Source organism: Cellulophaga fucicola, assembly GCF_900119145.1.
GTDB lineage: Bacteria > Bacteroidota > Bacteroidia > Flavobacteriales > Flavobacteriaceae > Cellulophaga > Cellulophaga fucicola.
On sequence record NZ_FPIY01000002.1, the window covers coordinates 866,393 to 889,361 of the forward strand.

The 22,969-nt window shown below is 31.8% G+C and carries 26 protein-coding genes; 15 read left to right on the forward strand and 11 right to left on the reverse strand.

All coding sequences use genetic code 11. The features are described from left to right. Positions 1-17: 17 nt before the first annotated feature. From BT107_RS10165 to BT107_RS10180, 4 genes are all read right to left on the reverse strand, one after another. Positions 18-1,445 (reverse strand): Gfo/Idh/MocA family protein, encoded by a 1,428-nt coding sequence (locus tag BT107_RS10165; RefSeq protein WP_072303668.1) that lies wholly within the window; start codon positions 1,443-1,445, stop codon positions 18-20. Between the two features lie 104 nt (positions 1,446-1,549). Next, on the reverse strand, positions 1,550-2,221 hold the full coding sequence (locus BT107_RS10170) for an HD domain-containing protein (RefSeq protein ID WP_072303669.1): 672 nt from the start codon (positions 2,219-2,221) through the stop codon (positions 1,550-1,552). Further along, positions 2,218-2,955: a lysophospholipid acyltransferase family protein gene (locus BT107_RS10175; RefSeq protein WP_072303670.1), complete on the reverse strand. Its 738-nt coding sequence runs from the start codon at positions 2,953-2,955 to the stop codon at positions 2,218-2,220. Before BT107_RS10175 ends, BT107_RS10170 begins: the two co-directional genes overlap by 4 nt. Positions 2,956-3,021: 66 nt before the next feature. Next, on the reverse strand, positions 3,022-3,432 hold the full coding sequence (locus BT107_RS10180) for a BrxA/BrxB family bacilliredoxin (protein WP_072303671.1): 411 nt from the start codon (positions 3,430-3,432) through the stop codon (positions 3,022-3,024). A gap of 122 nt (positions 3,433-3,554) precedes the next feature. Between BT107_RS10180 and BT107_RS10185 the strand changes: the two genes are divergently transcribed. The 5 genes from BT107_RS10185 to BT107_RS10205 all read left to right on the forward strand — a co-directional run bounded on the left by BT107_RS10185 (position 3,555) and on the right by BT107_RS10205 (position 8,474). Then, the gene (locus BT107_RS10185) at positions 3,555-4,298 is read left to right on the forward strand and encodes a TerB family tellurite resistance protein (RefSeq protein WP_072303672.1); all 744 of its coding nucleotides are present in this window, start codon (positions 3,555-3,557) and stop codon (positions 4,296-4,298) included. A 43-nt stretch (positions 4,299-4,341) separates the two neighbouring features. After that, entirely contained in the window at positions 4,342-4,926 is a 585-nt protein-coding gene (locus BT107_RS10190) for a HupE/UreJ family protein (protein WP_072303673.1), read from the forward strand. Positions 4,927-5,002: 76 nt separating this feature from the next. After that, positions 5,003-5,425: a deoxycytidylate deaminase gene (locus tag BT107_RS10195; RefSeq protein WP_072303674.1), complete on the forward strand. Its 423-nt coding sequence runs from the start codon at positions 5,003-5,005 to the stop codon at positions 5,423-5,425. A 7-nt stretch (positions 5,426-5,432) separates the two neighbouring features. Further along, on the forward strand, positions 5,433-7,061 hold the full coding sequence (locus tag BT107_RS10200) for a S41 family peptidase (protein ID WP_072303675.1): 1,629 nt from the start codon (positions 5,433-5,435) through the stop codon (positions 7,059-7,061). Positions 7,062-7,106: 45 nt separating this feature from the next. Next, entirely contained in the window at positions 7,107-8,474 is a 1,368-nt protein-coding gene (locus tag BT107_RS10205) for an aldehyde dehydrogenase (protein ID WP_072303676.1), read from the forward strand. A 54-nt stretch (positions 8,475-8,528) separates the two neighbouring features. On the opposite strand, the gene BT107_RS10210 is transcribed toward BT107_RS10205, so the two are convergent. The 3 genes from BT107_RS10210 to BT107_RS10220 form a co-directional block, all read right to left on the reverse strand. Beyond that, the gene (locus tag BT107_RS10210) at positions 8,529-8,999 is read right to left on the reverse strand and encodes a hypothetical protein (protein ID WP_072303677.1); all 471 of its coding nucleotides are present in this window, start codon (positions 8,997-8,999) and stop codon (positions 8,529-8,531) included. A gap of 94 nt (positions 9,000-9,093) precedes the next feature. Further along, complete coding sequence (locus BT107_RS10215) at positions 9,094-9,279, reverse strand: hypothetical protein (RefSeq protein WP_072303678.1); 186 nt, start codon at positions 9,277-9,279, stop codon at positions 9,094-9,096. A 55-nt stretch (positions 9,280-9,334) separates the two neighbouring features. Further along, positions 9,335-9,499, reverse strand: coding sequence for a DUF1328 family protein (locus tag BT107_RS10220; RefSeq protein WP_072303679.1), 165 nt, complete (start codon positions 9,497-9,499; stop codon positions 9,335-9,337). Between the two features lie 300 nt (positions 9,500-9,799). On the opposite strand from BT107_RS10220, the gene BT107_RS10225 reads away from it, so the two are divergent. From BT107_RS10225 to BT107_RS10270, 10 genes are all read left to right on the forward strand, one after another. Then, positions 9,800-10,309 carry a Dps family protein gene (locus tag BT107_RS10225; protein WP_072303803.1) on the forward strand — a complete coding sequence of 170 codons (510 nt, stop codon included), beginning with the start codon at positions 9,800-9,802 and terminating at the stop codon, positions 10,307-10,309. 42 nt (positions 10,310-10,351) lie between these two features. After that, the gene (locus BT107_RS10230; RefSeq protein ID WP_072303680.1) at positions 10,352-11,251 is read left to right on the forward strand and encodes a mechanosensitive ion channel family protein; all 900 of its coding nucleotides are present in this window, start codon (positions 10,352-10,354) and stop codon (positions 11,249-11,251) included. Positions 11,252-11,502: 251 nt separating this feature from the next. Beyond that, the gene (locus tag BT107_RS10235) at positions 11,503-12,537 is read left to right on the forward strand and encodes a helix-turn-helix transcriptional regulator (protein ID WP_072303804.1); all 1,035 of its coding nucleotides are present in this window, start codon (positions 11,503-11,505) and stop codon (positions 12,535-12,537) included. A gap of 89 nt (positions 12,538-12,626) precedes the next feature. Beyond that, a complete protein-coding gene (locus tag BT107_RS10240; protein ID WP_072303681.1) occupies positions 12,627-13,253 on the forward strand; it encodes an ABC transporter ATP-binding protein in 627 nt (208 codons plus the stop codon). Continuing rightward, positions 13,250-14,440 carry an ABC transporter permease gene (locus tag BT107_RS10245; protein ID WP_072303682.1) on the forward strand — a complete coding sequence of 397 codons (1,191 nt, stop codon included), beginning with the start codon at positions 13,250-13,252 and terminating at the stop codon, positions 14,438-14,440. Before BT107_RS10240 ends, BT107_RS10245 begins: the two co-directional genes overlap by 4 nt. Before the next feature lie 52 nt (positions 14,441-14,492). After that, on the forward strand, positions 14,493-14,939 hold the full coding sequence (locus BT107_RS10250) for a hypothetical protein (protein WP_072303805.1): 447 nt from the start codon (positions 14,493-14,495) through the stop codon (positions 14,937-14,939). Between the two features lie 161 nt (positions 14,940-15,100). Continuing rightward, positions 15,101-16,660 carry an AsmA family protein gene (locus BT107_RS10255; RefSeq protein WP_072303683.1) on the forward strand — a complete coding sequence of 520 codons (1,560 nt, stop codon included), beginning with the start codon at positions 15,101-15,103 and terminating at the stop codon, positions 16,658-16,660. A gap of 41 nt (positions 16,661-16,701) precedes the next feature. Continuing rightward, on the forward strand, positions 16,702-17,103 hold the full coding sequence (locus tag BT107_RS10260; protein ID WP_072303684.1) for a hypothetical protein: 402 nt from the start codon (positions 16,702-16,704) through the stop codon (positions 17,101-17,103). 3 nt (positions 17,104-17,106) lie between these two features. Next, on the forward strand, positions 17,107-18,207 hold the full coding sequence (locus BT107_RS10265; RefSeq protein WP_072303685.1) for an AsmA family protein: 1,101 nt from the start codon (positions 17,107-17,109) through the stop codon (positions 18,205-18,207). 102 nt (positions 18,208-18,309) lie between these two features. Beyond that, positions 18,310-19,671 (forward strand): NAD-dependent succinate-semialdehyde dehydrogenase, encoded by a 1,362-nt coding sequence (locus tag BT107_RS10270; RefSeq protein WP_072303686.1) that lies wholly within the window; start codon positions 18,310-18,312, stop codon positions 19,669-19,671. 77 nt (positions 19,672-19,748) lie between these two features. Here the strand turns inward: BT107_RS10270 and BT107_RS10275 are convergent, their stop codons facing one another. The 4 genes from BT107_RS10275 to BT107_RS10290 are packed head-to-tail and all read right to left on the reverse strand — an operon-like array spanning position 19,749 to position 22,900. Further along, positions 19,749-20,579: a TlpA family protein disulfide reductase gene (locus tag BT107_RS10275; RefSeq protein ID WP_072303687.1), complete on the reverse strand. Its 831-nt coding sequence runs from the start codon at positions 20,577-20,579 to the stop codon at positions 19,749-19,751. Positions 20,580-20,582: 3 nt separating this feature from the next. Beyond that, positions 20,583-21,167 carry a TonB-dependent receptor plug domain-containing protein gene (locus tag BT107_RS10280; protein ID WP_170854725.1) on the reverse strand — a complete coding sequence of 195 codons (585 nt, stop codon included), beginning with the start codon at positions 21,165-21,167 and terminating at the stop codon, positions 20,583-20,585. Positions 21,168-21,212: 45 nt separating this feature from the next. Then, the gene (locus BT107_RS10285) at positions 21,213-22,541 is read right to left on the reverse strand and encodes a M56 family metallopeptidase (protein ID WP_072303689.1); all 1,329 of its coding nucleotides are present in this window, start codon (positions 22,539-22,541) and stop codon (positions 21,213-21,215) included. After that, positions 22,541-22,900 (reverse strand): BlaI/MecI/CopY family transcriptional regulator, encoded by a 360-nt coding sequence (locus BT107_RS10290; RefSeq protein WP_072303690.1) that lies wholly within the window; start codon positions 22,898-22,900, stop codon positions 22,541-22,543. The genes BT107_RS10285 and BT107_RS10290 overlap by 1 nt, the downstream gene beginning before the upstream one ends. Positions 22,901-22,969: the final 69 nt, after the last annotated feature.

A 22,969-nucleotide genomic window follows, 5' to 3' on the forward strand; every position in this document is an offset into this window, starting at 1 on the left:
TGTACTTTACAATACTTTTATTTTAGTTCCCAACCTTTTCTATAGTCACGAGAAACCCACTCGTTAGCCATATCAAAATTTGTAACCTTCATATTTGCGGCGTCCCATTTTATGGTACGTCTACCAGGGTAGTTATAAGGGTCCCAATCTCCTACTTTTTTACCCGCTTTTAATGTTTTATATTGATATGCTTTAATGGCTAAATTACCCATAAGCACGCCCTCTGTTAATGGCCCGGCTTTAGTTACAAAATCTGATGATGCTGTAGTACCAGTTAAACAACCTTCTACCCAGTTATTTTGGTGTCCAGAAGAACCACCTACTATTCTTGGCAATGTTTCTTTTGGTTTATTAAACATACTATTAACATCTGCTGGTAATAATCTAGGATTAGCAGAATATACATCTGTTACAATAATCCCTTTTGTACCATGAAAAACTACACCACCATCTCCGTTTCCTAATTTTTCACCATCTGCCAATTCACTAGGAATATCTGGCATAATTCCGCCATCATACCAATTTAAGTCTATACTACCTTGGTTTGGTGCATCTACTTTTAAACGCACTACAGATGAAGGCGGACAAGAGCTAGAGTAATCTGCCTCTACAAAATCTCCAACCCAAGTAGTTGTACAACTAGCTTCGGCTTCTGTTGGTGATCCTAAACCTAAAACACTATACGGAGTTTCCATAATATGGCAACCCATATCGCCTAAAGCACCTGTTCCAAAATCCCACCAGCCACGCCATTTAAATGGCAAATAAGCAGGGTTATAATCTCTCATAGCTGCTGGGCCTAACCATAAATCCCAATCTAACCCCTTAGGGATTGGGTGTCCGCCTACTGGTGTTTTTACACCTTGTGGCCAAACAGGTCTGTTGGTCCAACAATCTACCTTGGTAACGTCACCAATTACTCCGGCATCTATCCATTCTTTAGCAGTTCTACTACCAGGGCTAGATGCTCCTTGGTTTCCCATTTGAGTAATAATTCCGTTTTCTTTAGCAACTTTGGTCATTAACCTTACCTCTTGTATATTGTGTGCCAAAGGTTTTTCTACATACGCGTGTTTTTTAGCTCGCATAAAAGGCAATGCAATAGTTGCGTGTGTATGGTCTGGTGTTGCCACCATAATAGCATCAATATCATTTAAATGATTATCGTATACTTGCCTAAAATCTTTATATCTTTTTGCTTTTGGGTGTAATTTATGACTCGCAGCAACACCTCTTTCATCTACATCACAAAGGGTTACAAATTTTACTTTACCGGTGTCTGTAAGTTCTTTAATAACAGAAGCTCCTCTTCCTCCTACTCCAAATGCTCCTATGTAAAGTGTATCACTAGGTGGCACGTGATTTTTACCAAGTACAAAACTTGGAACAATAGAAAATGCAGCAGATGATGCAGCTACATTTTTTATAAATTTTCTTCTTTCCATATTAAGGTTGCTTATAAATTACTGGCTGAAGATACACAAAAAATAAAAGCAACAATTTTAGCTAAAGTGTTAAAAGAAGTACTATAACGTTGTAGTTAAAAAGATTATTCTATTCCGTTCCACTCGTTATAAAACTGCTCTAAAAAAGTCTCCATATACGAATGTCTTTGTGCTGCTAGCTTTATCCCGGTTTTGGTATTCATTTTATCTTTTAGAAGTAATAATTTTTCATAAAAATGATTAATTGTTGGAGCAGTAGATTTTTTATATTCCTCTTTGGTCATATTTAAATTAGGAGCAATTTCAGGGTTATACATTTCCCTGTTTTTAAATCCGCCATAATTAAAAGCACGCGCAATACCAATTGCACCAATAGCATCTAACCTATCTGCATCTTGCACCACTTGTAGTTCTAAAGAGGTAAAAGGTTTTGCTGTAGTTGCATCATCAACCTTTAAACTACTTTTAAAAGAAATGTTTTCTATAATTTTTACAACGTGATCTATAATTTTTTCATCAACCTGTATAGATCTTAAAAAATCTGTTGCCATTTTAGGGCCAACAGTTTCATCGCCATTATAAAATTTAGCATCGGCTATATCATGTAGTAGTGCCCCAAGAGCAACTACCAATTGGTTTACAGCTTCATCCTTAGCCAAAAGCATTGTGTTGTTATACACACGTTCTATATGAAACCAATCATGGCCACCTTCTGCACCTTCTAAAGTTTTTTGTACAAAAGCTTTAGTTTTTGCAATAATATAAGAGTTTATCATTTAAAAGAAGTTACACCTTTAGTTACTGTTTGTTCTACTTGTGCTATAATATCGTCTGCATTACCAGTAATTTCTACAGGTGCATGTACGTCTATAGTAAAGTGACTGCCTAAGCCATATGGGTATTTCCCATATTTTAGAAGTTTCCAAGAGTTGTTAATACTTATAGGCACTATTAAGGCTGATGGTGCATTTTTCATTAGAATTTTAAGTCCCATTGGCTGAAACTTTTTAGGATGTCCTGTTCTACTTCTTGTTCCTTCTGGAAAAATGATAGCACAACGGTTATTCTTTTCTATATATTTACCCAACTTGGCAATTTCTGAAAGCGCTTGCCTAGCATCTTTACGGTCTATTAAGGCAGAACCTCCGTGTCTTAAATTATAAGATACACTTGGTATGCCTTTTCCTAATTCTTTTTTGCTTACAAATTTTGGGTGGTTCTTTCTAAAAAACCAAATAAGTGGCGGAATATCATTCATACTCTGGTGGTTTGCTACTAGAATAATTGGCCTATCTGTAGGTATTTCTGCTTTTTTTCTAAAAGCATAGTGCGTACCCAAAAAATGGGTGCTACGCATTAAAAACCAATTTAAAATACTAACACTTTTTTTGTGTGCGGTATAGCCAAAGACGTTAAAACAGATCCATTGTATAGGATGAAACACAATTAGTGACAACCCAAAAAAGAAAAAATACAACGCCGTTAACGGATATGATAAGATTTTTTGCATGCTACAAAAATAAAAAAACCACCCTATGTTTAGAGCGGTTTTTAAAGATAATTTAAATTCTATTAATTAACAGAATTCGTCATAAGCTTGCTTTAGGTTTTCAGCAATCATTTCTGCTGGTCTACCTTCAATATGGTGACGTTCTATCATGTGTACCAATTCTCCGTTTCTAAACAAAGCCATACTTGGCGATGAAGGAGGAAAAGGAACCATTAGTCCTCTTGCTGCGTTAACTGCATCTGTATCTACACCAGCAAAAACTGTAACAGTATTGTCTGGTTTTTTATCGTTTAATAAACTCATTTTTGCGCCAGGTCTTGCGTTAGCAGCTGCACAACCACATACTGAGTTAACAACTACCAAAGTAGTACCTTCTGCATTTACTATCTTTTCTACAGCTTCTGCTGTAAATAATTCCTCAAAACCTACAGAGGTTAAATCCTCTCTCATTGGTTTTACTAATTCTGCTGGGTACATATGTTCTAAATTTTTATGTTAATAAGCGTTTTACAAAAGTAACCAATTTGTCGCATTTTTCTGTAAACCTTAACTTTTCATTTAATCTTAACCTTTATCTTTGAAAAAATTTACAAAAAAGTATGTTAAAATGGATCGCTGCTATAATAGGCAGCATATTTTTTAAACTACCTGGAGGCATTGCTGGTTTTTTTATTGGTAGTCTTTTAGATAATCTTAGCGGAAGTAGTCGTAACAGAAGCGGAAATACTGTTTTTAGTGATATGACGCGCCAAAAAGTATCTCCTGCCGATTTTGAGATGCAATTAATATCGCTCTGCTCTATTGTTATTAAAGCAGATGGTAAAGTTAGCCAGTCAGAACTAGATTATGTACGCCAGTATTTTGTGCAGACATATGGTAAAGAAAAAGCAAATGCTATTTTTAGAACGTTTAACGACGTAAATAAAAAGCATGAGATTTCTGCTAAACGCATTTGCTATTATCTAAATCAACGTGTACGCTATGAGGTGCGTTTACAACTAGTGCATTTTTTATTTGGTATTGCACAAGCAGATGGCACTGTATCTGCATCAGAAGTAGAAGTTATTAGAGATATTGCTGCATACTTTAAACTAGGTAAAAAAGATTATGAGAGTGTAAAGGCAATGTTTGTAGAATCTGCAGATAACGCTTATAAAATTTTAGAGATTGCTAAAACTGCTACTGATGACGAGGTAAAAAAAGCATACAGAGCAATGGCTAAAAAATACCACCCAGACAAGGTAATTACACAAAATGAAGCCATAAAAAAGGGCGCAGAAGAAAAATTTAAAGAAGTACAAAAAGCTTATGAAACAATCCAAAAAGAAAGAGGAATAGGCTAAACTTACTTTAGAGTAGAATTATACATTAATTAAATTACAGCAAATGGAACAGTTTTTATTTTACGTTGGTTTAGGTTTAGATCATGTTTTAGATTTTAGTGCTTATGATCATATTTTGTTTTTAACAGCACTGGCAATTCCTTTTTCATTTAAAGACTGGTCAAAAATATTGTTATTAGCAACTGTTTTTACTGTAGCGCATTGTTTTTCTTTAGGTCTATCTAGTTATGGTTATGTAACACCAGACGTAGGTTTAATAGAGTTTTTAATACCTGTAACTATTTTTATAACTGCATTATTTAATATTTACGCTGCTAAAAACAAGCAAACTTTAGCCTCTATAAAACTACACCTTGTAGCAACTGCATTTTTTGGTTTGGTTCACGGTTTTGGTTTTTCTAACTACTTTAAAATGTTAATGGCAGAAGAAGAAAATAAATTTTTACCACTTCTTGGTTTTGCTACAGGCATAGAAATGTCTCAGATATTAATTTTAGTATTTGCTTTAGCACTAACTTTTATTATGGTGCATTTACTAAAACTAAAACAATGGTTATATGTAGTTATAGCTTCTGTAATTGTACTTGCCATTACAATACCAATGCTTATAGACACGTTTCCTTATTAAGACGCTGTGTTAAAATTATCCTTTATTGATTGTGTGCTTTAGCTAAAGCCTGTATCTTGTGGCCATTACATTAAAAATGAAAGACAGTAAACAAAAAAAATACGACGAAGCTTACTTACGAATGGCTCAGGAATGGGGCAAGTTATCGTATTGCAAACGTAAGCAAGTAGGCGCTATTGTTGTAAAAGACAGAATGATAATTTCTGATGGATACAATGGTACACCAACTGGTTTCGAAAATATTTGCGAAGACGAAGAAGGCTACACAAAATGGTATGTTTTACATGCTGAAGCCAATGCAATATCTAAAGTAGCATCTTCTACACAATCTTGTACAGGTGCAACTCTATACATTACATTATCTCCTTGTAAAGAATGTAGTAAGCTTATTCACCAATCTGGCATAGTACGTGTTGTATATCAAAATGCATACAAAGATGATTCCGGATTACGATTTTTAGAAAAAGCAGGCATTAAACTAACGTATTTGCCATTGTAAAGACAGTATGAAAAATAAAATGTATTACATATGGCCAATTGTAATTGCTCTTGCTTTAGCAATTGGAATTTTACTTGGTGGTAAATTAAATTTTAATGACTCTCCTGAACGTCTTTTTACAACCAATTCTAAAAAAGACAAACTTAACAGACTTATAGACTACATAGATTACGAGTATGTAGACGAGGTTAATACAGATAGTATTGTAGATGTTGCCGTAAATAACATCTTAGGTAAACTAGATCCACATTCTGTTTACATTCCTAAAAAGGAAATGGCAGAAGTATCTGAAAATATGAAAGGTGATTTTGTGGGTATTGGTGTAAACTTTTATATGTACCAAGATACAATTTCAGTTATAAAAACAGTAGAAAATGGTCCTAGTTATAACAAAGGCATAGAAGCTGGCGATCGTATTTTAAGCGCAGATGGCAACAAATTATTTGGTAAAGATTTAGCAAGTGGTAGTGTTGTAGATCAACTAAAAGGAAAAAGAGGCTCTACTGTAGACTTAGAAATCTATAGAAAAAAAGAAGACCGTACTTTTACTGTAACAGTAAAAAGAAATACCATACCATTAAAAAGTGTAGATAGCTATTATATGCTAACTAATGACATTGGTTACATAAAGGTTAATAGGTTTGCAGAGTCTACCTACAAAGAATTTAAAACAGCACTTAAAGCATTGCAAAAACAAGGTGCTACAAAGCTTACCTTAGATTTAAGAGATAACCCTGGTGGTTATTTAGGTATTGCAGAGCAAATGGCAGATGAGTTTTTAAAAGACGGAAAACTTATATTGTTTACAAAAAACAAAAAAGGAAAAGTAGAAAAAGCATTTGCTACAGATAAAGGTAGTTTTGAAGACAAACCTGTTTTTGTTCTTATAAATGAGCGTTCTGCTTCTGCTAGTGAAATTGTTGCTGGTGCACTACAAGATAACGATATAGGAACTATAGTTGGCAGACGTTCTTTTGGCAAAGGATTAGTACAAAGAGAAATGGATTTAGGTGATGGCTCTGCCGTACGCTTAACTATATCTAGGTATTATACACCAACAGGAAGGTCTATACAGCGAGATTACAAAAAAGGAAACGCAGATTACTATCAAGAATTAATGAAGCGTTACGCACGCGGAGAAATGAGAGAAGCAGATAGTATTAAAGTAGCAGACTCTTTAAAATACACAACACCTAAAGGTAAAATTGTATATGGCGGCGGAGGTATAATACCAGATGAGTTTGTGCCTATTGGAGACAACGAACAAGAAGCTATTTTAGACTTAGATAGCTACGGATTTATGTCGTACTTTATTTTTGAGCATTTAGACAAGGACAGATCTAAATACACTATGTTTACTCGCGAAGAATTTATAAACGATTTTAAGGTTGATGGCAACTTGTTTACAGACTTTATTTCTTACGCAAAGAAGAGTAATGTTAATTTAGACTTTTACAAATACGAGATTAGTATAAAAAGGTTTCTAAAAGCTACTTTAGCAGATCAGTTATTTGATGCTAATTCATATGCTAAAATTAAAAGTAAGTCGGACCCAATGCTAAGAAAAGTATTAGAGTTAACAAACGAAAACTTTACAGATAAGGATATAGAGAATACGCAAAACATAGACAACTAGTCTATTTAATACATACCTAAAACTCTTTTTGTTATATTGCATAATATGATGGAAATACTACAAAAGCAGCACGCTTTTTTTAAGTCTCAGCAGACTAAAGACGTTACCTACAGAAAAGAAGTTTTAAAAAAACTTAGACAAGAAATTATAAAAAGAGAAGCAGACATTTGTGATGCTATCTATGCCGATTTTAAAAAACCTAGGTTTGAGTCTATGGCTGCAGAGACACAATTTGTTTTAGCCGAACTTAACTATATTATTAAAAATATAAAGAAATGGGCTAGACCAGAAAAAGTATCTGGATCACTGTTAAATTTTCCTTCTTCAGACTGGTTGTACAAAGAGCCTTATGGAACCGTACTTATTGTTGCTCCTTGGAACTATCCTTTTCAACTAGCAATTGCTCCCTTAATTGGTGCTCTTGCTGCTGGCAATACTGCTGTTATAAAACCATCAGAAATAACACCCAACACATCAAAAATAATTGCAGAAATAATAACTGCTACTTTTAAAGAAGATTATGTTGCTGTTGTAGAAGGTGGCGTAGAAGTCTCTAAAAGTTTATTAGACCAAAAATGGGATTATATTTTCTTTACAGGAAGTACTAATGTTGGTAAAATATTTTACCAAAGTGCCGCTAAACATTTAACGCCAGTAACCTTAGAACTTGGTGGTAAAAACCCTGCTATAGTAGACAGTACAGCAAATATAAAACTAGCCGCAAAACGTATTGTTTGGGGTAAGTTTTTAAATGCAGGACAAACTTGTATAGCTACGGATTATATTTTAGTACATAAAGACGTTAGAGATAAATTGGTAACAGCTCTACAAAAAAGCATAGAAGATGCTTACGGCACAGATATAGAAGCTTCTAAAGATTACGCACGTACTGTTAGCGCAAATCATTTTAATAATTTAAAAGAGATGCTAGTTGGTCAAGATATTATTTTTGGAGGCCAAAGTAACAAAACTGATAATTACCTAGCTCCTACTCTAGTAAACGAGCCTAGTCTGGATAGCAAATTAATGCAAGGCGAAATTTTTGGACCTATTCTTCCTATTATAGTATACAACACAGAAGAAGATATAGAAAAATACATTATGCAATATGGCAAACCGTTAGCAACCTATGTATTCTCTACTAGCAGAAAATTTCAGCAAAAAATAATACATAAATACAGTTTTGGTGGTGGTGCAATTAATGATACGGTTATACATATAACCAATAAAAAGCTACCGTTCGGTGGTGTTGGTTCTAGTGGTATTGGTGCATATCACGGAAAAACATCTTTTGATATTTTTTCGCATCAAAAAGCAATTATAAAAAGAGCAAATTGGCTAGATGCACCTTTGCGTTATCCGCCCTATAATTTACCATTAAAACTTGTAGAAAAAGTAAAGCACTTATTCTAAATAAAAAAGGAGGCAATTAAATAATTGCCTCCTTTTTTATGTGTTATTATCAGTTTAGAACTGGTATCTAATACCCAATGCTATATCTAAGTCTAAGTCATCAGAATACTCGTCATTAAAACCTAATTCCGGTCTCATATCTAAAGATAGAATTAAAGGAAAATCAAAGTTATATTCTATACCTATATCACCTGCTACTAAAGCAAAAGTTCCATCATTTTCTCCAGTATCAAAAGATCCTAAACCAGCACCTGCTCCTACAAACCAGTTAAAATTACCATCTAAAGGCATTACCCATTGGTACAAACCAACTAATTTAAAAGCGTCAACATTGTTAGAGTCTCTCCATCCAAGATCAAACTCTAGTCTGTTGTTGTCAGATAAATGACGCTGATAAGAAATCTCACCACCAAAACCATCATTATCTCCTAAACGTAACCCAATTGCATTTTCAGAAATTGATTGCGCCTGCATACTACATACAGTTAGCGCTAAAATTGAAAATAAACCTAATATCTTTTTCATTGTTTGTTGTTTTAATTATTAAATATACGGTGTAATCACCAAAAAAAGACAACTATGCAGTTGTCTTTTTATACTAAAATTATGTTAATTTTAGTTATTCGTTATCATCAGTGGCATCATCAATCTCATCTCCAACTTCTTCAACTCCTTCTTCAATTCCGTCACCAACTTCTTCAATTCCGTCTTCAACTTTTTCTCCTGTTGTCCTAGTATCTCTACAACTTGTTAAGGCTACGCCCATTGCAAATATGTATAATCCTAAATATAATATCTTTTTCATATTGTTGTTTTTAATTTATTAATATTCTCGCTTAACTGTTTGTGGTAGGGTTATGCTAAATATTTTTTTTCTTTCCTGTTAATAATGATACTACAAAGAGTATTAAAAATAAAAAGAATAAAATTTTTGCGATACTGGCAGCTCCTGCTGCAATACCTCCAAATCCGAAGATTCCTGCAATTATTGCTAGAACCACAAATGTAACTGTCCATCTTAACATACTATTTAATTTAAAGGTTAATATTATTGTTTTTTGAATACTTAAATTCTACACTACAAAGATGTGACTTGTTTACGAGTAGCATTAACACAAATGCTGTAAACATTAACTCATTTAAAAACAAATAAATACAAGCCCATATATATATAATAGGTATAAATTTTTGTTTTTGGTATTTGAGTCAAGAATCGTACTAAATGAGCAAAGACCAACGCTAAAGCTTAAGTAATTTTGTGTAGAACAATAATAGAAAAGGAATAGATGGTCTATTCTATGAATAATTTAAAACCCACAAACATTATGAATTATTTAAATATTAGTGACAACAAATTAGTACCTGTAGTAGGAGAGTTAAATATGCTTTTAGCAGATTATAGTGTGTATTACCAAAAGTTAAGAAGTTTTCACTGGAACGTATTAGGACAAAACTTTTTTGATTTACACGAGAAATTTGAAGAACTATACACAGATGCAAGAGTAAAAGTAGATGATATTGCAGAAAGAGTATTAACTCTAAGATACCACCCAGTAAGTAACTTTAGTAAGTACTTAAAAATATCTTCTATAGAAGAAGTATCGCCTTTAATAGACGATAAAGAAATGGTTAGCGAAATACTAAGTGACCACCAGAAAATACTAAAGCAAATGAAAGTTACTATTGAAGCTGCAGAAGAAGCGGGTGATGAAGGTACTATAGATATGATGGGCTCTTATATTGCAGAACTAGAAAAATCTAGCTGGATGTTAGATGCCTGGAGAAAAAACACAGAAGATCAGTTAAAAATTAGATCCAAAGAGATGGTTTCTTAAGGTAAAATGTTTTAAACATTTATGAACCTTAAAAACTAAGTTATGAATAATAAAATACAAACCTCATTTGTCGATATTATAGACAAAATAGAAGGTTGGGTAAGTTCTTTTATAGAGAATTTACCCAATTTAATTGTAGCCATTATAGTAATGGTTATCTCTTATTACATTGCTCGTTTTGTAAACAAATGGGCTGTAAAACTTGCATCTAAGCGCATACCACAGAATAGTATATCTAATCTTATTGGGCGTATGTGTGCTGTAATTGTAGTTTCCGTTGGTTTATTTTTAGCCTTAGGCGCAATGGATTTAAGCAAAACCCTAGACACTTTACTTGCAGGTGCAGGTATATCTGGTCTAGTTATAGGTTTAGCGTTACAAGGCACATTATCTAACTTGTTATCTGGTGTTGTTTTATCTTTTAGAAAAAAGATAGAGATAGGAAACTGGATAGAAACAAATGGCTTTTCTGGAGAAGTTATAGATATTAATTTAAGCAGTTTAGTTCTTAAAGAATTCGATAACAATTTGGTAGTGATACCAAATAAAACAATAATAGAAAATCCTTTTAAAAACTACTCCTTAACCTCTAAAATGAGAATTGTAGTAGAATGCGGAGTTGGTTATGAGTCGGACTTAGAACAAGTAGAAAAATTAACACGCGAAGCTGTTGCTGGTCTTTATACATCTGATGATGATTCTGAAATAGAGTTTTATTACACAGAATTTGCAGACAGCTCTATAAATTTTATATGTAGATTTTGGGTCGATGCAGAAAACGCAAAAAATAAATTAGACGCTAAAAGTGTTGCTATAAAAGCAGTTAAAAAATCTTTTAACGCAAATGATATAAATATTCCGTTCCCTATTAGAACACTTGAGTTTAACAATAAACTTAATGTTAATAATACACAAAACGGAGAGTTTGCTTCTCAAAATTAACAAGCAAGCACAGACGCTACAAAACACAAAAAACAGACAATTTTTATTGTTGTTGAATAAGAAATTATTCAATATTTATTTGTTTGGTTTGTGGTGATGAAAAAGGCCTCTTTGATAAAAAGAGGTCTTTTTTTATGTCTTAAAAATTACTTAACCTTTTTACTTTCTATAAAAACTAAAAAATTATTAGCTATCTTTGATTGTTGACTGTCTTTTTTAAACACAATTTTATGGGTCAACCAAAAAAAAATATGATTAAAATTATTGTTGATGCCAAGAGTACGGAAGGTACTGTGAGGCAAATTCAAGAGGTAATTGGTGGCACTATAGAAGAACGATGGGGAGAATTTGTCTTAAACGTAGATTCTGAATTAGCCACAGGAAACATTCGTTTTATAACGTTTGATTGGGGTGTTAACTTATTAGAATACGACATTACTTTCCATGATGATATTACCATAGAAATGGATGCATCAGAATACAACCCTATACATTTTACATACTGCTTAGAGGGTCATTGCTATCATCGTTTTGGTTACGAAGAAGAAAGCGAAAAAAGAAAAATAGAACAATTTCAATCTGTAATAATTACCAGTAAAGATGGTGGTTATAACTATGGCTATTTCAAAAAAGGAGTTAAATTAGCAATAAACGTAATACAAATTACAAGAAAAAAATTCTTGAAAAAACGTCTTAATAATGTAGACGAACTTAATAGAAAATTATACGAGGTATTTTTAGATACTGATCATGAAAATACATTCCGTTATTTTGGAAATTATAATCTAAGATTAGCAGATAAAATTAGTGCTTTACGTAAATCCAAAACAAAAGGAATGATACGTATTATGCAAATAGAAGGTATGGTATACCAAATACTTTCTATGCACATTTTACAGTATGATAGAGCTGTAAAAAACAAAGCTCCAAAAACCACACTACTTAAAAGTGAGCTTAAAATAGTGAGAAATATCTCTAAAATGATTCTTAAAGATGTATCAAAAGACTATTCTTTAGATATGCTTAGTGCAGAATCTGGACTATCGCAAGCTAAACTACAAGAAGGTTTTAAACTATTATATACGCGTACTGTTACAGAATATATAAGACATGTACGTTTAGAAGAAGCTAGAGATTACATTAGAACCACAGAGATGAACATATCACAAATTGTGTATACTATTGGTTTTAGCAGTAGAAGTTATTTTTCTAAAATATTTAAAAACAAGTATAGTATTAGCCCAAGCGAGTTTAAGGAAAGTTTAGAGACTAGAGCTAGCGCATAAGTTTTAATATTTTACCTGTCTAGATTTCATAATAAATTCATAAATAAAATAAACGTACAACTGTACTTGTTATATTTGTGTGTAAGACTATGATTAAGACAAATAAACTTCAATTTTCTTATACCGAAGGAAGCAATTTTAGCTTCCCAGACATTTCTTTACCACAAGGAGAACATCTTTTAATATTAGGATCTTCTGGTGTTGGTAAAACAACCTTATTACATTTATTATCTGGCTTATTACCTGTTAATTCAGGATCTATAAATATTGGAGATACACAACTACAAAGTTTATCTAGAAAAAAACTAGATGCTTTTAGAGGTAGACAAATGGGAATAATTTTTCAGAACGATTATTTTATAAATGCACTTTCTGTAGGCGAAAATTTAGCTTTACGCTTATATTTTCCTGACAAGAAAAAAGATACTAGAAGAATAAAAGATTTAGCAAGCAGACTAGGCATTTTAGAATTGTTACCTAAAAAGGTTACTGCTTTAAGCGAAGGACAACGCCAACGCTTATCTATAGCTTTAGCCTTAATAAACAAGCCAAAAGTTATTTTTGCAGACGAACCAACAGCCAGTCTAGACGATGAAAACTGCGAAAAAGTTATTGTTCTTTTAAAAGAAGAAGCTAGCAACAGCAATGCTAATTTGCTTATAATTACGCACGATCAAAGAGTAAAAACAATGTTCAAAAACCATTTGTATTTATGAATCTTGTAAAGCTCAGTTTTAAAAATTTAATATCTAAACCCCTTAATGCAGTATTAAGCTTGTTACTTTTAGTTTTAAGTGTAGCCTTAGTTACATTTATGCTTCAATTAAGTTCGCAAGTAAAAGGGAACTTAGATAAGAACATAAAGCCTGTAGACTTAGTTGTTGGCGCAAAAGGAAGTCCGTTGCAATTAGTACTTTCATCAGTCTTACACATAGACGCACCTACAGGAAATATAAAACTAAAAGAAGCAGAAAAATTAAGAAAAAGTAGACTAGTAAAAGCTGCTGTACCTGTTTCTTATGGTGATAATTATAAAGGAGTTCGCATATTAGGAACAGAGACTAGCTATTTAAAACTATACAATGCAGAAATAGCAAACGGCACGTTGTTTAGCAAAAGTCATCAGGTTGTTTTAGGAAGCGCTACTGCAAAAAAATTAAACTTAAAATTAGAAGATACATTTTTAAGTTCTCACGGTCTAGCAGATCAAAGTTTAGAAGAACATCACGGTCACCCATTTAAAGTAGTTGGTATTTTAAAACCAACTGGCAGTGTAGTAGATAATTTAATTATCACAAGTTTAGAAAGTATTTGGGATGTTCATAGTCACCCTGGAGAAAAACACCATGATGATGATTTAGAAGTAACCTCCTTGCTTATACAATTTAGCAACCCAATGGCAATGATGCAATTGCCAAGATATATTAACGACAAAACCAATATGCAAGCGGCACTGCCCTCTTTAGAGATTAATCGTTTGGTTAAGTTATTAGGTGTTGGCGTACAAACCATACAACTTATAGCTGTTGCAATATTATTAGTTTCTGGTTTAAGTATATTTATTAGTCTTTTAAAAGCTATTAGAGAGCGTAGACAAGAGCTTGCTCTGTTACGTACTTATGGCGCAACATCTGGGCAGTTATTGTGGCTAGTTCTCTTAGAAGGTCTATTTCTAGGCTTTATAGGATATGTTTTAGGTTGGCTAATTGGTAGATTAGGACTATGGATAATATCTACCTACGCACAAAATAGTTATGGTTATATATTTAATTTAGCTACACCTACTAAATGGGAAGCTATTCTATTACTTGCAACTTTAGCTATTACTGTTTTAGCTTCTGTTTTGGCATCATTATCAGTTTTTAAACTGAATGTTTCTAAAATTTTATCGGCAGAAAAATAAAAACGTATTTGGAACAATTATTGGATTACTATCTTTGAAAAAAATTAATACTATGGTTAAAAAGTTAAGTCTCTTATTGTTTTTTGCGCTTTTTGCTCAGGTTACATCTGCACAAGCATTGTTAGACTGGGAAGACATGATCCAAGGCGTAACATATACAACTCCAGAAGGCGGAGCTGAGTTAGGTGAATTTTTAACACCAACTTACAAGAAAAAGATGTTAGATTTAGAAGGACAAGAAATATCTATTACTGGTTATTTTTTAGTTTTAGAAGGTCAGAAAGATTCTTTTATGCTATCTAACAATCCTATGGCTTCTTGCTTTTTTTGCGGTAATGGCGGACCAGAAACTATTATAGAATTGTATTTTGATTCTAGACCTAGCTTTTCTATGGACGATCTTATTTCTGTAAAAGGGACCTTAAAATTAAACAGAGATAATCCTGACCACACATACTACACTATTGAACACGCAAATGGTTTTACCATAAAAATGTAGTGTACATATGATAAAATAACAAAGCTCTTTAAATAATTTAAAGGGCTTTTTTTTGCTCTAAATCTTGAATAAGTCAAAGATTTAATCGCATGCGTTACATCTTTTTTAATTATTAACGGAATTTAGTAGTGGTAAAATAGTTGCCAATATCACTACAAATTATGGTTATAAAAAAAAGTAACATATTTAAAATTAGCATAGCCATAGTAGGCTTTTTTCTACTAGTACTAGTTGCCGCTCATTGGTTTGTAAAATCTAAAATAGAAAGCTTTTTAAAAAACGATTTACCAAATCATATAGAATTAGAATACAGCAATGTAGACTTAAATATTATATCTGGATCTATCATCATAGATACCATTACACTTACCCAATTTACAAAAGAAAACTACAAAATTAAAGGCATTTTAAAGGCAGATAAGCTTACCATTAAAAATGTTGCGTACACAAGTCTTTTAATACACAAAGAGATAGAGATAAATTATATTGACATTAAAAAGCCGTCAATTAAACATTTCACTGGGTTTAGCAAAAAAACAAAGGAAAATGATGACAAAAACAAAAGATTTTTTAATAACCCAATTACTATTAAAAAATTAAATAGTACTAATGGAAATGTACAGTTATTAGACTCCAATAAAGAAACTGTATTTAGCGCCAAGGATATTAATATAAGTCTAAAAAATTGTGTTTTTAAAATTGATGATGCAAAGAACAAAATTCCTTTTAGCTACGGTAACAGTGAAGTATCAGCGAGTACTATTTTTGCAGATTTAGGTCCGTTTGAAAATGCAACAATTAGCAAACTAATAGCTAAAAACAATGTGCTTACGGCTAAAAATCTTCAACTAAAAACAAAATATACTAAGGAAAAATTATCAAAAAACATAAAAACAGAAAGAGATTACATAGACTTAAACATTCCAGAACTAGAGCTTAAAAACATTTCTTACGGCTACAATAAAACTAAATTCTTTATAAATATATTTAAAACAGAAATACACAATCCAAAATTAGAGGTCTATAGAGATAAGTTGGTTACAGACGATTTAAGTCACAAATTTATGTACAGTAAAATGCTTAGAGACTTACCTATACATTTGGCTATGGATTCTATTTTAATTAACAAAGGACACATAGCTTACCAAGAAAAATTAGAACCTAAAATTAGTCCAGAAAAACTATATTTTTCGAACATAGATGCATCAATTGCAAACCTAAATAACACCTCTAAAAAGAACACTAGAGTAACGACCAAGTCTAAGCTTATGGGTAAAACTCCATTAGAGTTAAGCTGGGCTTTTTCAATCTCTAAAACAACAGATTTTTTTACTGCTTGGGGTAGCTTTAAGGATTTGAACATTAAAAGCATAAACCCATTTCTAAACTCAAACTTAAGAGCAACAGCAGAAGGAGATATGCAACGTATGTATTTTACAATAAGTGGTAATAGGCAAAATGCAGCTGGAGATTTAAAAATTAAATACAACAATTTTAAATTCAAAATACTAAAAAAAGACCGTTTAGGAGTTAATAAACTCTTAACCAAACTAGGCAACTTAATTATTAAAGAAGGCTCTAAAACAAATCCTAAGGATTTTAGATATGGTAAAATTAAAGTTGAACGAGACACCACAAAATCGTTCTTTAATTATCTATGGATAAGCGTTAAGGGCGGACTTTTAGACGCTTTAACTGGTAAAGGGGTTAAAGAAGAGTAGAACACCACAAAAATAAAGTTTAACACACAAAAACAAATAAAATGGGAGTAATTGCTACAGACAACAACAAAGTAACACTAATTTATAGTGCAGAGAATTCTATAGGCAAACAAACACTTGGCTATGTATCTTCTGCTACAGAAGATATTTTAACTATAAATTCTTCTAAAACAAAAATTACAGGTACTCAATGGGCAGAAATTGCCGATAAATTAAAAATGAACATACGTGACTTAGTAGATCAAAACCATCCAAATTTTGTAAAAGAATATGGCGATAAAGAGGTTAAAATATCTAACGAAGATTGTATTAAAGTGCTACAAAACAAGCCAGAAACATTGGCCTATGCAATTTTAATTAATGGTAATGATTTTGCCTTGATAAAAACACCATCAGATGTATTAAAATATTTAGACACAAAAACAAATAATAACAATCAGTAAAAAATGAAAAAGCGTAAAATATATAAAAAGAAAAGGTTTGCCATACCAATAGCAATACTAGTTGTTGTTTTTGTAGCACGCTTACTTTTACCTACGCTTGTAAAAAATTATGTAAACAACGTTTTAGCAGACATACCCGGATATTACGGACAAGTAAAAGATATAGACATTTCTTTAATTCGGGGTGCCTATGTTATTCATAGTTTGTATCTAAATAAACAAGAAGCTAAATCTCAAGTACCGTTTATTGCTATAAAAAAGACAGATATATCTATACAATGGAAAGCTCTTTTAAACGGTAAAATAGTTAGTGAGTTAGATTTGGAAGAACCTAGTTTTATCTATGTTTTTGAAGATCACAAAAAACAAGACAGTACAGATATAGACGATTGGTCTAAAGCCTTAACAAATCTAGTACCTATAGACATAAACCATTTAACTATTAAAAACGGAAAGGTTGGTTTTGTAGAAATAAACACAAACCCAAATGTAGACTTACATTTAAACTCCATTAATTTACAAGCAGCAAACTTAAAAAATGTAGCACAAAAGAGTAGAAATTTACCTTCTACACTAACGGCTACTGCTGTTTCTATAGGTAATGGAAAAGTACTATTAGATGGTAAAATGGATTTGGTAAAAGAAATTCCAGATATAGACATCTCTTTATCGTTAGAAAGCGCAGACGCAAAAGCCCTAAACAGTTTTACAAATCATTATGCAGGTATAGACTTTAGCGAAGGTAATTTTGGCTTGTACAGCGAAATTGCCATTGCAGACGGGTATTTAACAGGCTACTTTAAACCTATTTTAAAGGATGCAAAACTTATTAATAAAGAAGACGGTTTTTTTGAAACCATTTGGGAAGGCTTCGTTGGTTTTTTTAAGTTTATTCTTAAAAACCAAAAGCAAAACACGCTAGCTACTAAAATTCCTGTTCAAGGAGATTTAACAAATGTAAAGACCAAAATTTTCCCTACAGTAACCAACATCTTTAAAAATGCTTGGGTATCTGCTTTTAAAGACAAAGTAGATAATAATATTGAATTTGAAGATGCAGAAAAAGGTGCTGACAAAAACAAAAAGAAGCAGAAAAAAAAGTAACTTTATTACAGCTAATAATTTATTGGATTGCATTAAACCTCTATGATACCTTTGGGTATTTTTGAAAAACGAAAAATATAGTAATTTTTAAAAAATCACAATATGAGCACTACAATCACAACAGTAAATCCGTATACCGGAAAAGACATAAAAACATATAATTTACATACTAAAGAAGAAATAGACACAGTTCTAAAAACAGGAGAAAAAACCTTTAAAACCTGGAAAAAAACAGCAATAAAAGAACGTACTTCTTTACTAAAAAAATTAGCAAAACAGCTAGAGAAAAAAAGAGAAGATTTATCTGCTTTAATGACTGCAGAAATGGGCAAACCAATAGCACAAAGTAGAGCCGAGATAGATAAATGCATTTGGTTATGCGACTTCTATGCTAAAAATGCAGACAACTTTTTAAGCGATGCTATTATAGACACAGAAGCACAAGAAAGTTTTATTAGTTACGATCCTATTGGTGGCGTACTAGCTGTTATGCCCTGGAACTATCCTTTTTGGCAAGTATTTAGATTTGCAGTGCCAACAATAACTGCTGGTAACGTAGGTGTTTTAAAACATGCTGCAAATGTTACAGGCTGTGCCTTAGCTATACAAGATATTTTTGAAGCTGCTGGTTATCCTAAAGGTTGTTTTCAGACTATTATAGCAGACCATAAAGCAACAGAAAATGTTTTAGAAAGTAATTTTATACAGGCCGTTAGTGTTACCGGTAGCGAAAAAGCAGGTAAATCTATTGCTAGTATTGCTGGTAAAAACTTAAAGAAATCTGTATTAGAATTGGGTGGTAATAATGCTTGTATTGTTTGGGACAATGCAGATTTAGAAACCTATATCCCTACAATGGTAAAAGCAAGGTTCCAAAATACAGGACAAAGTTGTATTGCTGCAAAACGATTTATAGTTGAAGAAAACATATATGATGAGTTTTTAGAAAAATTTAAAAAAGAGGTTGAATCTTTAAAAATTGGAAATCCGGAAGAGGAAGATACTTTTATGGCCTCTATGGCACGTACAGACTTAGCTGAAGAATTAAAAAAACAAGTTGATGAGTCAGTGCAAAAAGGAGCAAAAATATTAATGGGCAATACCCTTACAAATGCCAATTACGCACCTACAATATTAACAAACATTACTGAAGACATGCCTGTTTTTAGTCAAGAAACGTTTGGACCTGTAGCAACAATAATAAAAGCTAAAAATAAGAAACACAGTTTGGAACTAGCTGCTAATTCTAGGTTTGGATTAGGCGCTATGTTATTTACAGAAGACATAGATGCTGCCAGAGAAGCAATAGACCATATAGAAGATGGTGCCTTTTTTGTAAACGAAATGGTGAAATCTGACCCAAGGTTACCTTTTGGCGGCACAAAAGCATCAGGTTATGGTAGAGAGTTATCCAAAGAAGGAATGTTAGAGTTTGTAAACAAAAAGACCGTTTACATTAAATAACAAAACTTATTAATCACAAAAAAGCTTCAAATTATAGGTTATAAACTTATAATTTGAAGCTTTATAATTCTATAGCACTACTCTATTAATTCTTCAATTTTAGTTGCTATTTTATTTAAATTATCCTCATTATAACCTACAGAAATATCTACAATTACTCCGTTTTTATCTATCAGGTAATTTAGTGGTATACCTTGTTTTCTGTATGCACTATAAAATTCGTTTTTAAGGTCTAAATACACATTAAAGTCTACTCCTTTTCCCTTTAACTCACCCATTTTTTTAAGTACTGTAGAACGTTTTTCTCCTACTGAAACAGGAATAAACAGAAAGTCTTTCCCTTTGTTGGGCTCCAAAATCACTGCAGGAACCTCATAAAATTCACGCAAACAGGGTACGCACCAAGTTGCCCAAAAATTAAGCAACACAACTTTCCCTTTTAAGTCAGCCTTTTTTAATAAGTTCCCGTGTATATCTTCTAATGCAAAAGCAGTAATAGTATCACCAACTTTAATTTTAGAAGCAGCTACCGCTTCTTTTTTTGCAACTTTTACTTCTTTACTTTTAGACTTACTTTTAGCTGGTTGCTTCTCTTTATTGACTAATATTTCTTCTTCAGAAAAGACTTCAATTTTCATTACAAAATTGTTATCCAATCGTTCTTTAAAGCGCTTTACAATAGTTTTTTTCTCTTTTTTAGAAACACCATTGTGCATTGCTTTTATTTTCTTTTCTTTTTGTAAAACCATAAGGTATTCTTCAGTAACCTCTTTACCGTCTACAATAAAAATCATTTTGGGTTTTGCTTCTTTTTTATCTTGTGCATAAGCATTAAAACTAGATGCAAAACATAAAAAAAGTACAGAAATACAAATGTATTTCTGTACTATATTACATATTATCTTCATTTTTTACTTTAAAGTTATTTCAATAACACCGTTTTCACCCTTATCTCCGTATTTAGCTGTTGCTTTTTCATTCTTTAAAACATGTATAGCCTCTATATCATCTGGATCAATCATACTTATATTAAACTGACTATCTATTTCCTGTCCGTCTACAACAAACAACACATTATCCATTCCTCCATTTTTCTTTAATTTAAAACCAATTTTCTCAATGGTTTTAGATTTTTCTGAGGTAGCTACATAAAAATAAAAAGGATCAATAACTATTTTATTTTCTGCCGTATGTATTTTTGTTTTATTTTCTTTTGTTTTATAAGCTGCAGATATGCTTGTTAAATTACCTTTTGCATTGCGTTTTATATTGCTAAAAGAAAGCAATACACCTTCTTTTTCGGCATCTGCAATGTAACTTGTTAACTGATTTTCTGTAGTCGCAGAATTAATATCTAACTTTAAAATTTTAAAATTTTCGTTGTTCTCTTTTTTAGAAAATGTAAAACTATTAGACTGTGCTTGTACATTTGCACTTAAAACACAAAGTAATAATGCAATAACTGGTGCACTAATTTTAATTTTTAATGATTTCATTTTTTGTAACATAACTGTTCGTTTTTTATTGATTAAAGATTGATTTTATTTTTTAGTAATAATTTCTACTACTCCGTTTTTCCCTCTGTCTCCATATAACTCAATTGCAGATTCGTTTTTAATAACATTTATTCGCTTAATATTTTCAGGAATTAAGAGATTCATATTAAATGAACTTGGCATTACCTCTCCATTTACTAGTATTAATGGTTTTTTACTAATAAAATTAGATCCATTAGTAGTAGTAGTAGTAGTAGTACCAATTGGTGTAGTCATAGACACAGGTTTAAGCATTAAAGTGTCATTAGTAACAATTTGAAAATTATATTTATTTTGAACTGTTTTAACAGAATCTCTTTGTGTTTTTGGTTTAATATTAGAGGTTACTCTCTTACTTACAGGTTGTTTAGAAATTATTTGCGTAGTTTTTTTAGCTATTTTTTTAGGTAAAATAGAATCTGCGGCTATATTTAGTAAAGGTTTGGTAGGCGTTTCCTTATTATCTATTGTAGGTTTTGTTTGTGCTACAACTTGTGTATTTAGTGTTAGTGTTGCCACTAATAAAACTGGCAATACCACACCCATTTTTAACATATTATACTTTTTAGACTTGCTCTTATTTAGCATTACAATTCGTTTTTTTACCAATGAACTAAAAAACGTATTAGTTAGTGATAAAGAAGCTACGCTATGTACAGATTGTTGTAATAGTAAATACTGGTATTCTTTTTTATTTTGATTAGAAACAATAGTGTTATCTACAAGATATTCCAGATTTACAGAAACTAACTTTTTGTACCACCAAGCAAAAGGATTTGCCCATTGCAACACGCATAATAGATGTGTAAATAGCATATCTACAGAGTGTTTTTGTATAGCGTGTAACTCTTCGTGCTTAATAATTGTTTTAAGCTCATTTGCTGTATGTAAATTAGGATTATATACAATGTAATTAAAAAATGAAAACGCACTGGTATCCGCAGTAACCTCAATCATTTTATATTTACCTACTCTTGTACTTGTTCCTTTATTAATTAAACTAAATAAAGATGCCAACTGTACTAAAAATTTACCTAAGAAAAATATACAACCCACAGCGTAAACTGTTAAAGTTACCAACCACCAATTTATGCTTTCTATTGATGACTGATTGACAACTGTATTGGTCAATTTATTAAAATCTACAACAGGAGTAGTTACAAAAACCACCTTAGTTATAATTAAAAAAGGAAATGCCATTGCTACAAATATACCCGCTAGCAAAAACCACCTTTTAGCTTTAAAAAATGTTTCGTTACGTAAAAACACCTGAAAACAAATAAAAAATAAGGCTATAACCAAACTACTTTTAGCAATAAAAATTAAATACTCCATTATTTATTGTTTTCTATATGATTAATAATCTCTTTTAGCTCATCTACGCTAATTTTATCTTCATTAACAAAGTTAGACACCAAACTCTTGTATGAGTTGCTGTAAAAGTCTGTAATTGCCCTGCTCATAAATCCTTTTCTGTACACTTCTTTCTCTACTATTGGGTAATATTGATGGGTATTGCCATATGCAGTATGACTAACATATCCCTTTTCTTCTAAATGCCTAATCATAGTAGATAGCGTATTGTAATGTGGCTTGTCTTCTTTAAATTCTGCCAAGACATCTTTTACAAAAGCTTTTTCTAGCTTCCACAAAATTTTAAGTACTTCTTCCTCTTTGTTTGTTAACTTTTTCATATTGTATGTATTACAACTCGAATTTATAAGAAATCAAACTTAAACCTATTTTTTTAGTTACACAACTAT

Bases quoted from the DNA above. Each gene is read 5' to 3' on its own strand.
- BT107_RS10165 (WP_072303668.1), bottom strand. From the start codon at position 1,445: ATGGAAAGAAGAAAATTTATAAAAAATGTAGCTGCATCATCTGCTGCA.
- BT107_RS10170 (WP_072303669.1), bottom strand. From the start codon at position 2,221: ATGATAAACTCTTATATTATTGCAAAAACTAAAGCTTTTGTACAAAAA.
- BT107_RS10175 (WP_072303670.1), bottom strand. From the start codon at position 2,955: ATGCAAAAAATCTTATCATATCCGTTAACGGCGTTGTATTTTTTCTTT.
- BT107_RS10180 (WP_072303671.1), bottom strand. From the start codon at position 3,432: ATGTACCCAGCAGAATTAGTAAAACCAATGAGAGAGGATTTAACCTCT.
- BT107_RS10185 (WP_072303672.1), top strand. From the start codon at position 3,555: ATGTTAAAATGGATCGCTGCTATAATAGGCAGCATATTTTTTAAACTA.
- BT107_RS10190 (WP_072303673.1), top strand. From the start codon at position 4,342: ATGGAACAGTTTTTATTTTACGTTGGTTTAGGTTTAGATCATGTTTTA.
- BT107_RS10195 (WP_072303674.1), top strand. From the start codon at position 5,003: ATGAAAGACAGTAAACAAAAAAAATACGACGAAGCTTACTTACGAATG.
- BT107_RS10200 (WP_072303675.1), top strand. From the start codon at position 5,433: ATGAAAAATAAAATGTATTACATATGGCCAATTGTAATTGCTCTTGCT.
- BT107_RS10205 (WP_072303676.1), top strand. From the start codon at position 7,107: ATGATGGAAATACTACAAAAGCAGCACGCTTTTTTTAAGTCTCAGCAG.
- BT107_RS10210 (WP_072303677.1), bottom strand. From the start codon at position 8,999: ATGAAAAAGATATTAGGTTTATTTTCAATTTTAGCGCTAACTGTATGT.
- BT107_RS10215 (WP_072303678.1), bottom strand. From the start codon at position 9,279: ATGAAAAAGATATTATATTTAGGATTATACATATTTGCAATGGGCGTA.
- BT107_RS10220 (WP_072303679.1), bottom strand. From the start codon at position 9,499: ATGTTAAGATGGACAGTTACATTTGTGGTTCTAGCAATAATTGCAGGA.
- BT107_RS10225 (WP_072303803.1), top strand. From the start codon at position 9,800: ATGAATTATTTAAATATTAGTGACAACAAATTAGTACCTGTAGTAGGA.
- BT107_RS10230 (WP_072303680.1), top strand. From the start codon at position 10,352: ATGAATAATAAAATACAAACCTCATTTGTCGATATTATAGACAAAATA.
- BT107_RS10235 (WP_072303804.1), top strand. From the start codon at position 11,503: ATGATTAAAATTATTGTTGATGCCAAGAGTACGGAAGGTACTGTGAGG.
- BT107_RS10240 (WP_072303681.1), top strand. From the start codon at position 12,627: ATGATTAAGACAAATAAACTTCAATTTTCTTATACCGAAGGAAGCAAT.
- BT107_RS10245 (WP_072303682.1), top strand. From the start codon at position 13,250: ATGAATCTTGTAAAGCTCAGTTTTAAAAATTTAATATCTAAACCCCTT.
- BT107_RS10250 (WP_072303805.1), top strand. From the start codon at position 14,493: ATGGTTAAAAAGTTAAGTCTCTTATTGTTTTTTGCGCTTTTTGCTCAG.
- BT107_RS10255 (WP_072303683.1), top strand. From the start codon at position 15,101: ATGGTTATAAAAAAAAGTAACATATTTAAAATTAGCATAGCCATAGTA.
- BT107_RS10260 (WP_072303684.1), top strand. From the start codon at position 16,702: ATGGGAGTAATTGCTACAGACAACAACAAAGTAACACTAATTTATAGT.
- BT107_RS10265 (WP_072303685.1), top strand. From the start codon at position 17,107: ATGAAAAAGCGTAAAATATATAAAAAGAAAAGGTTTGCCATACCAATA.
- BT107_RS10270 (WP_072303686.1), top strand. From the start codon at position 18,310: ATGAGCACTACAATCACAACAGTAAATCCGTATACCGGAAAAGACATA.
- BT107_RS10275 (WP_072303687.1), bottom strand. From the start codon at position 20,579: ATGAAGATAATATGTAATATAGTACAGAAATACATTTGTATTTCTGTA.
- BT107_RS10280 (WP_170854725.1), bottom strand. From the start codon at position 21,167: ATGAAATCATTAAAAATTAAAATTAGTGCACCAGTTATTGCATTATTA.
- BT107_RS10285 (WP_072303689.1), bottom strand. From the start codon at position 22,541: ATGGAGTATTTAATTTTTATTGCTAAAAGTAGTTTGGTTATAGCCTTA.
- BT107_RS10290 (WP_072303690.1), bottom strand. From the start codon at position 22,900: ATGAAAAAGTTAACAAACAAAGAGGAAGAAGTACTTAAAATTTTGTGG.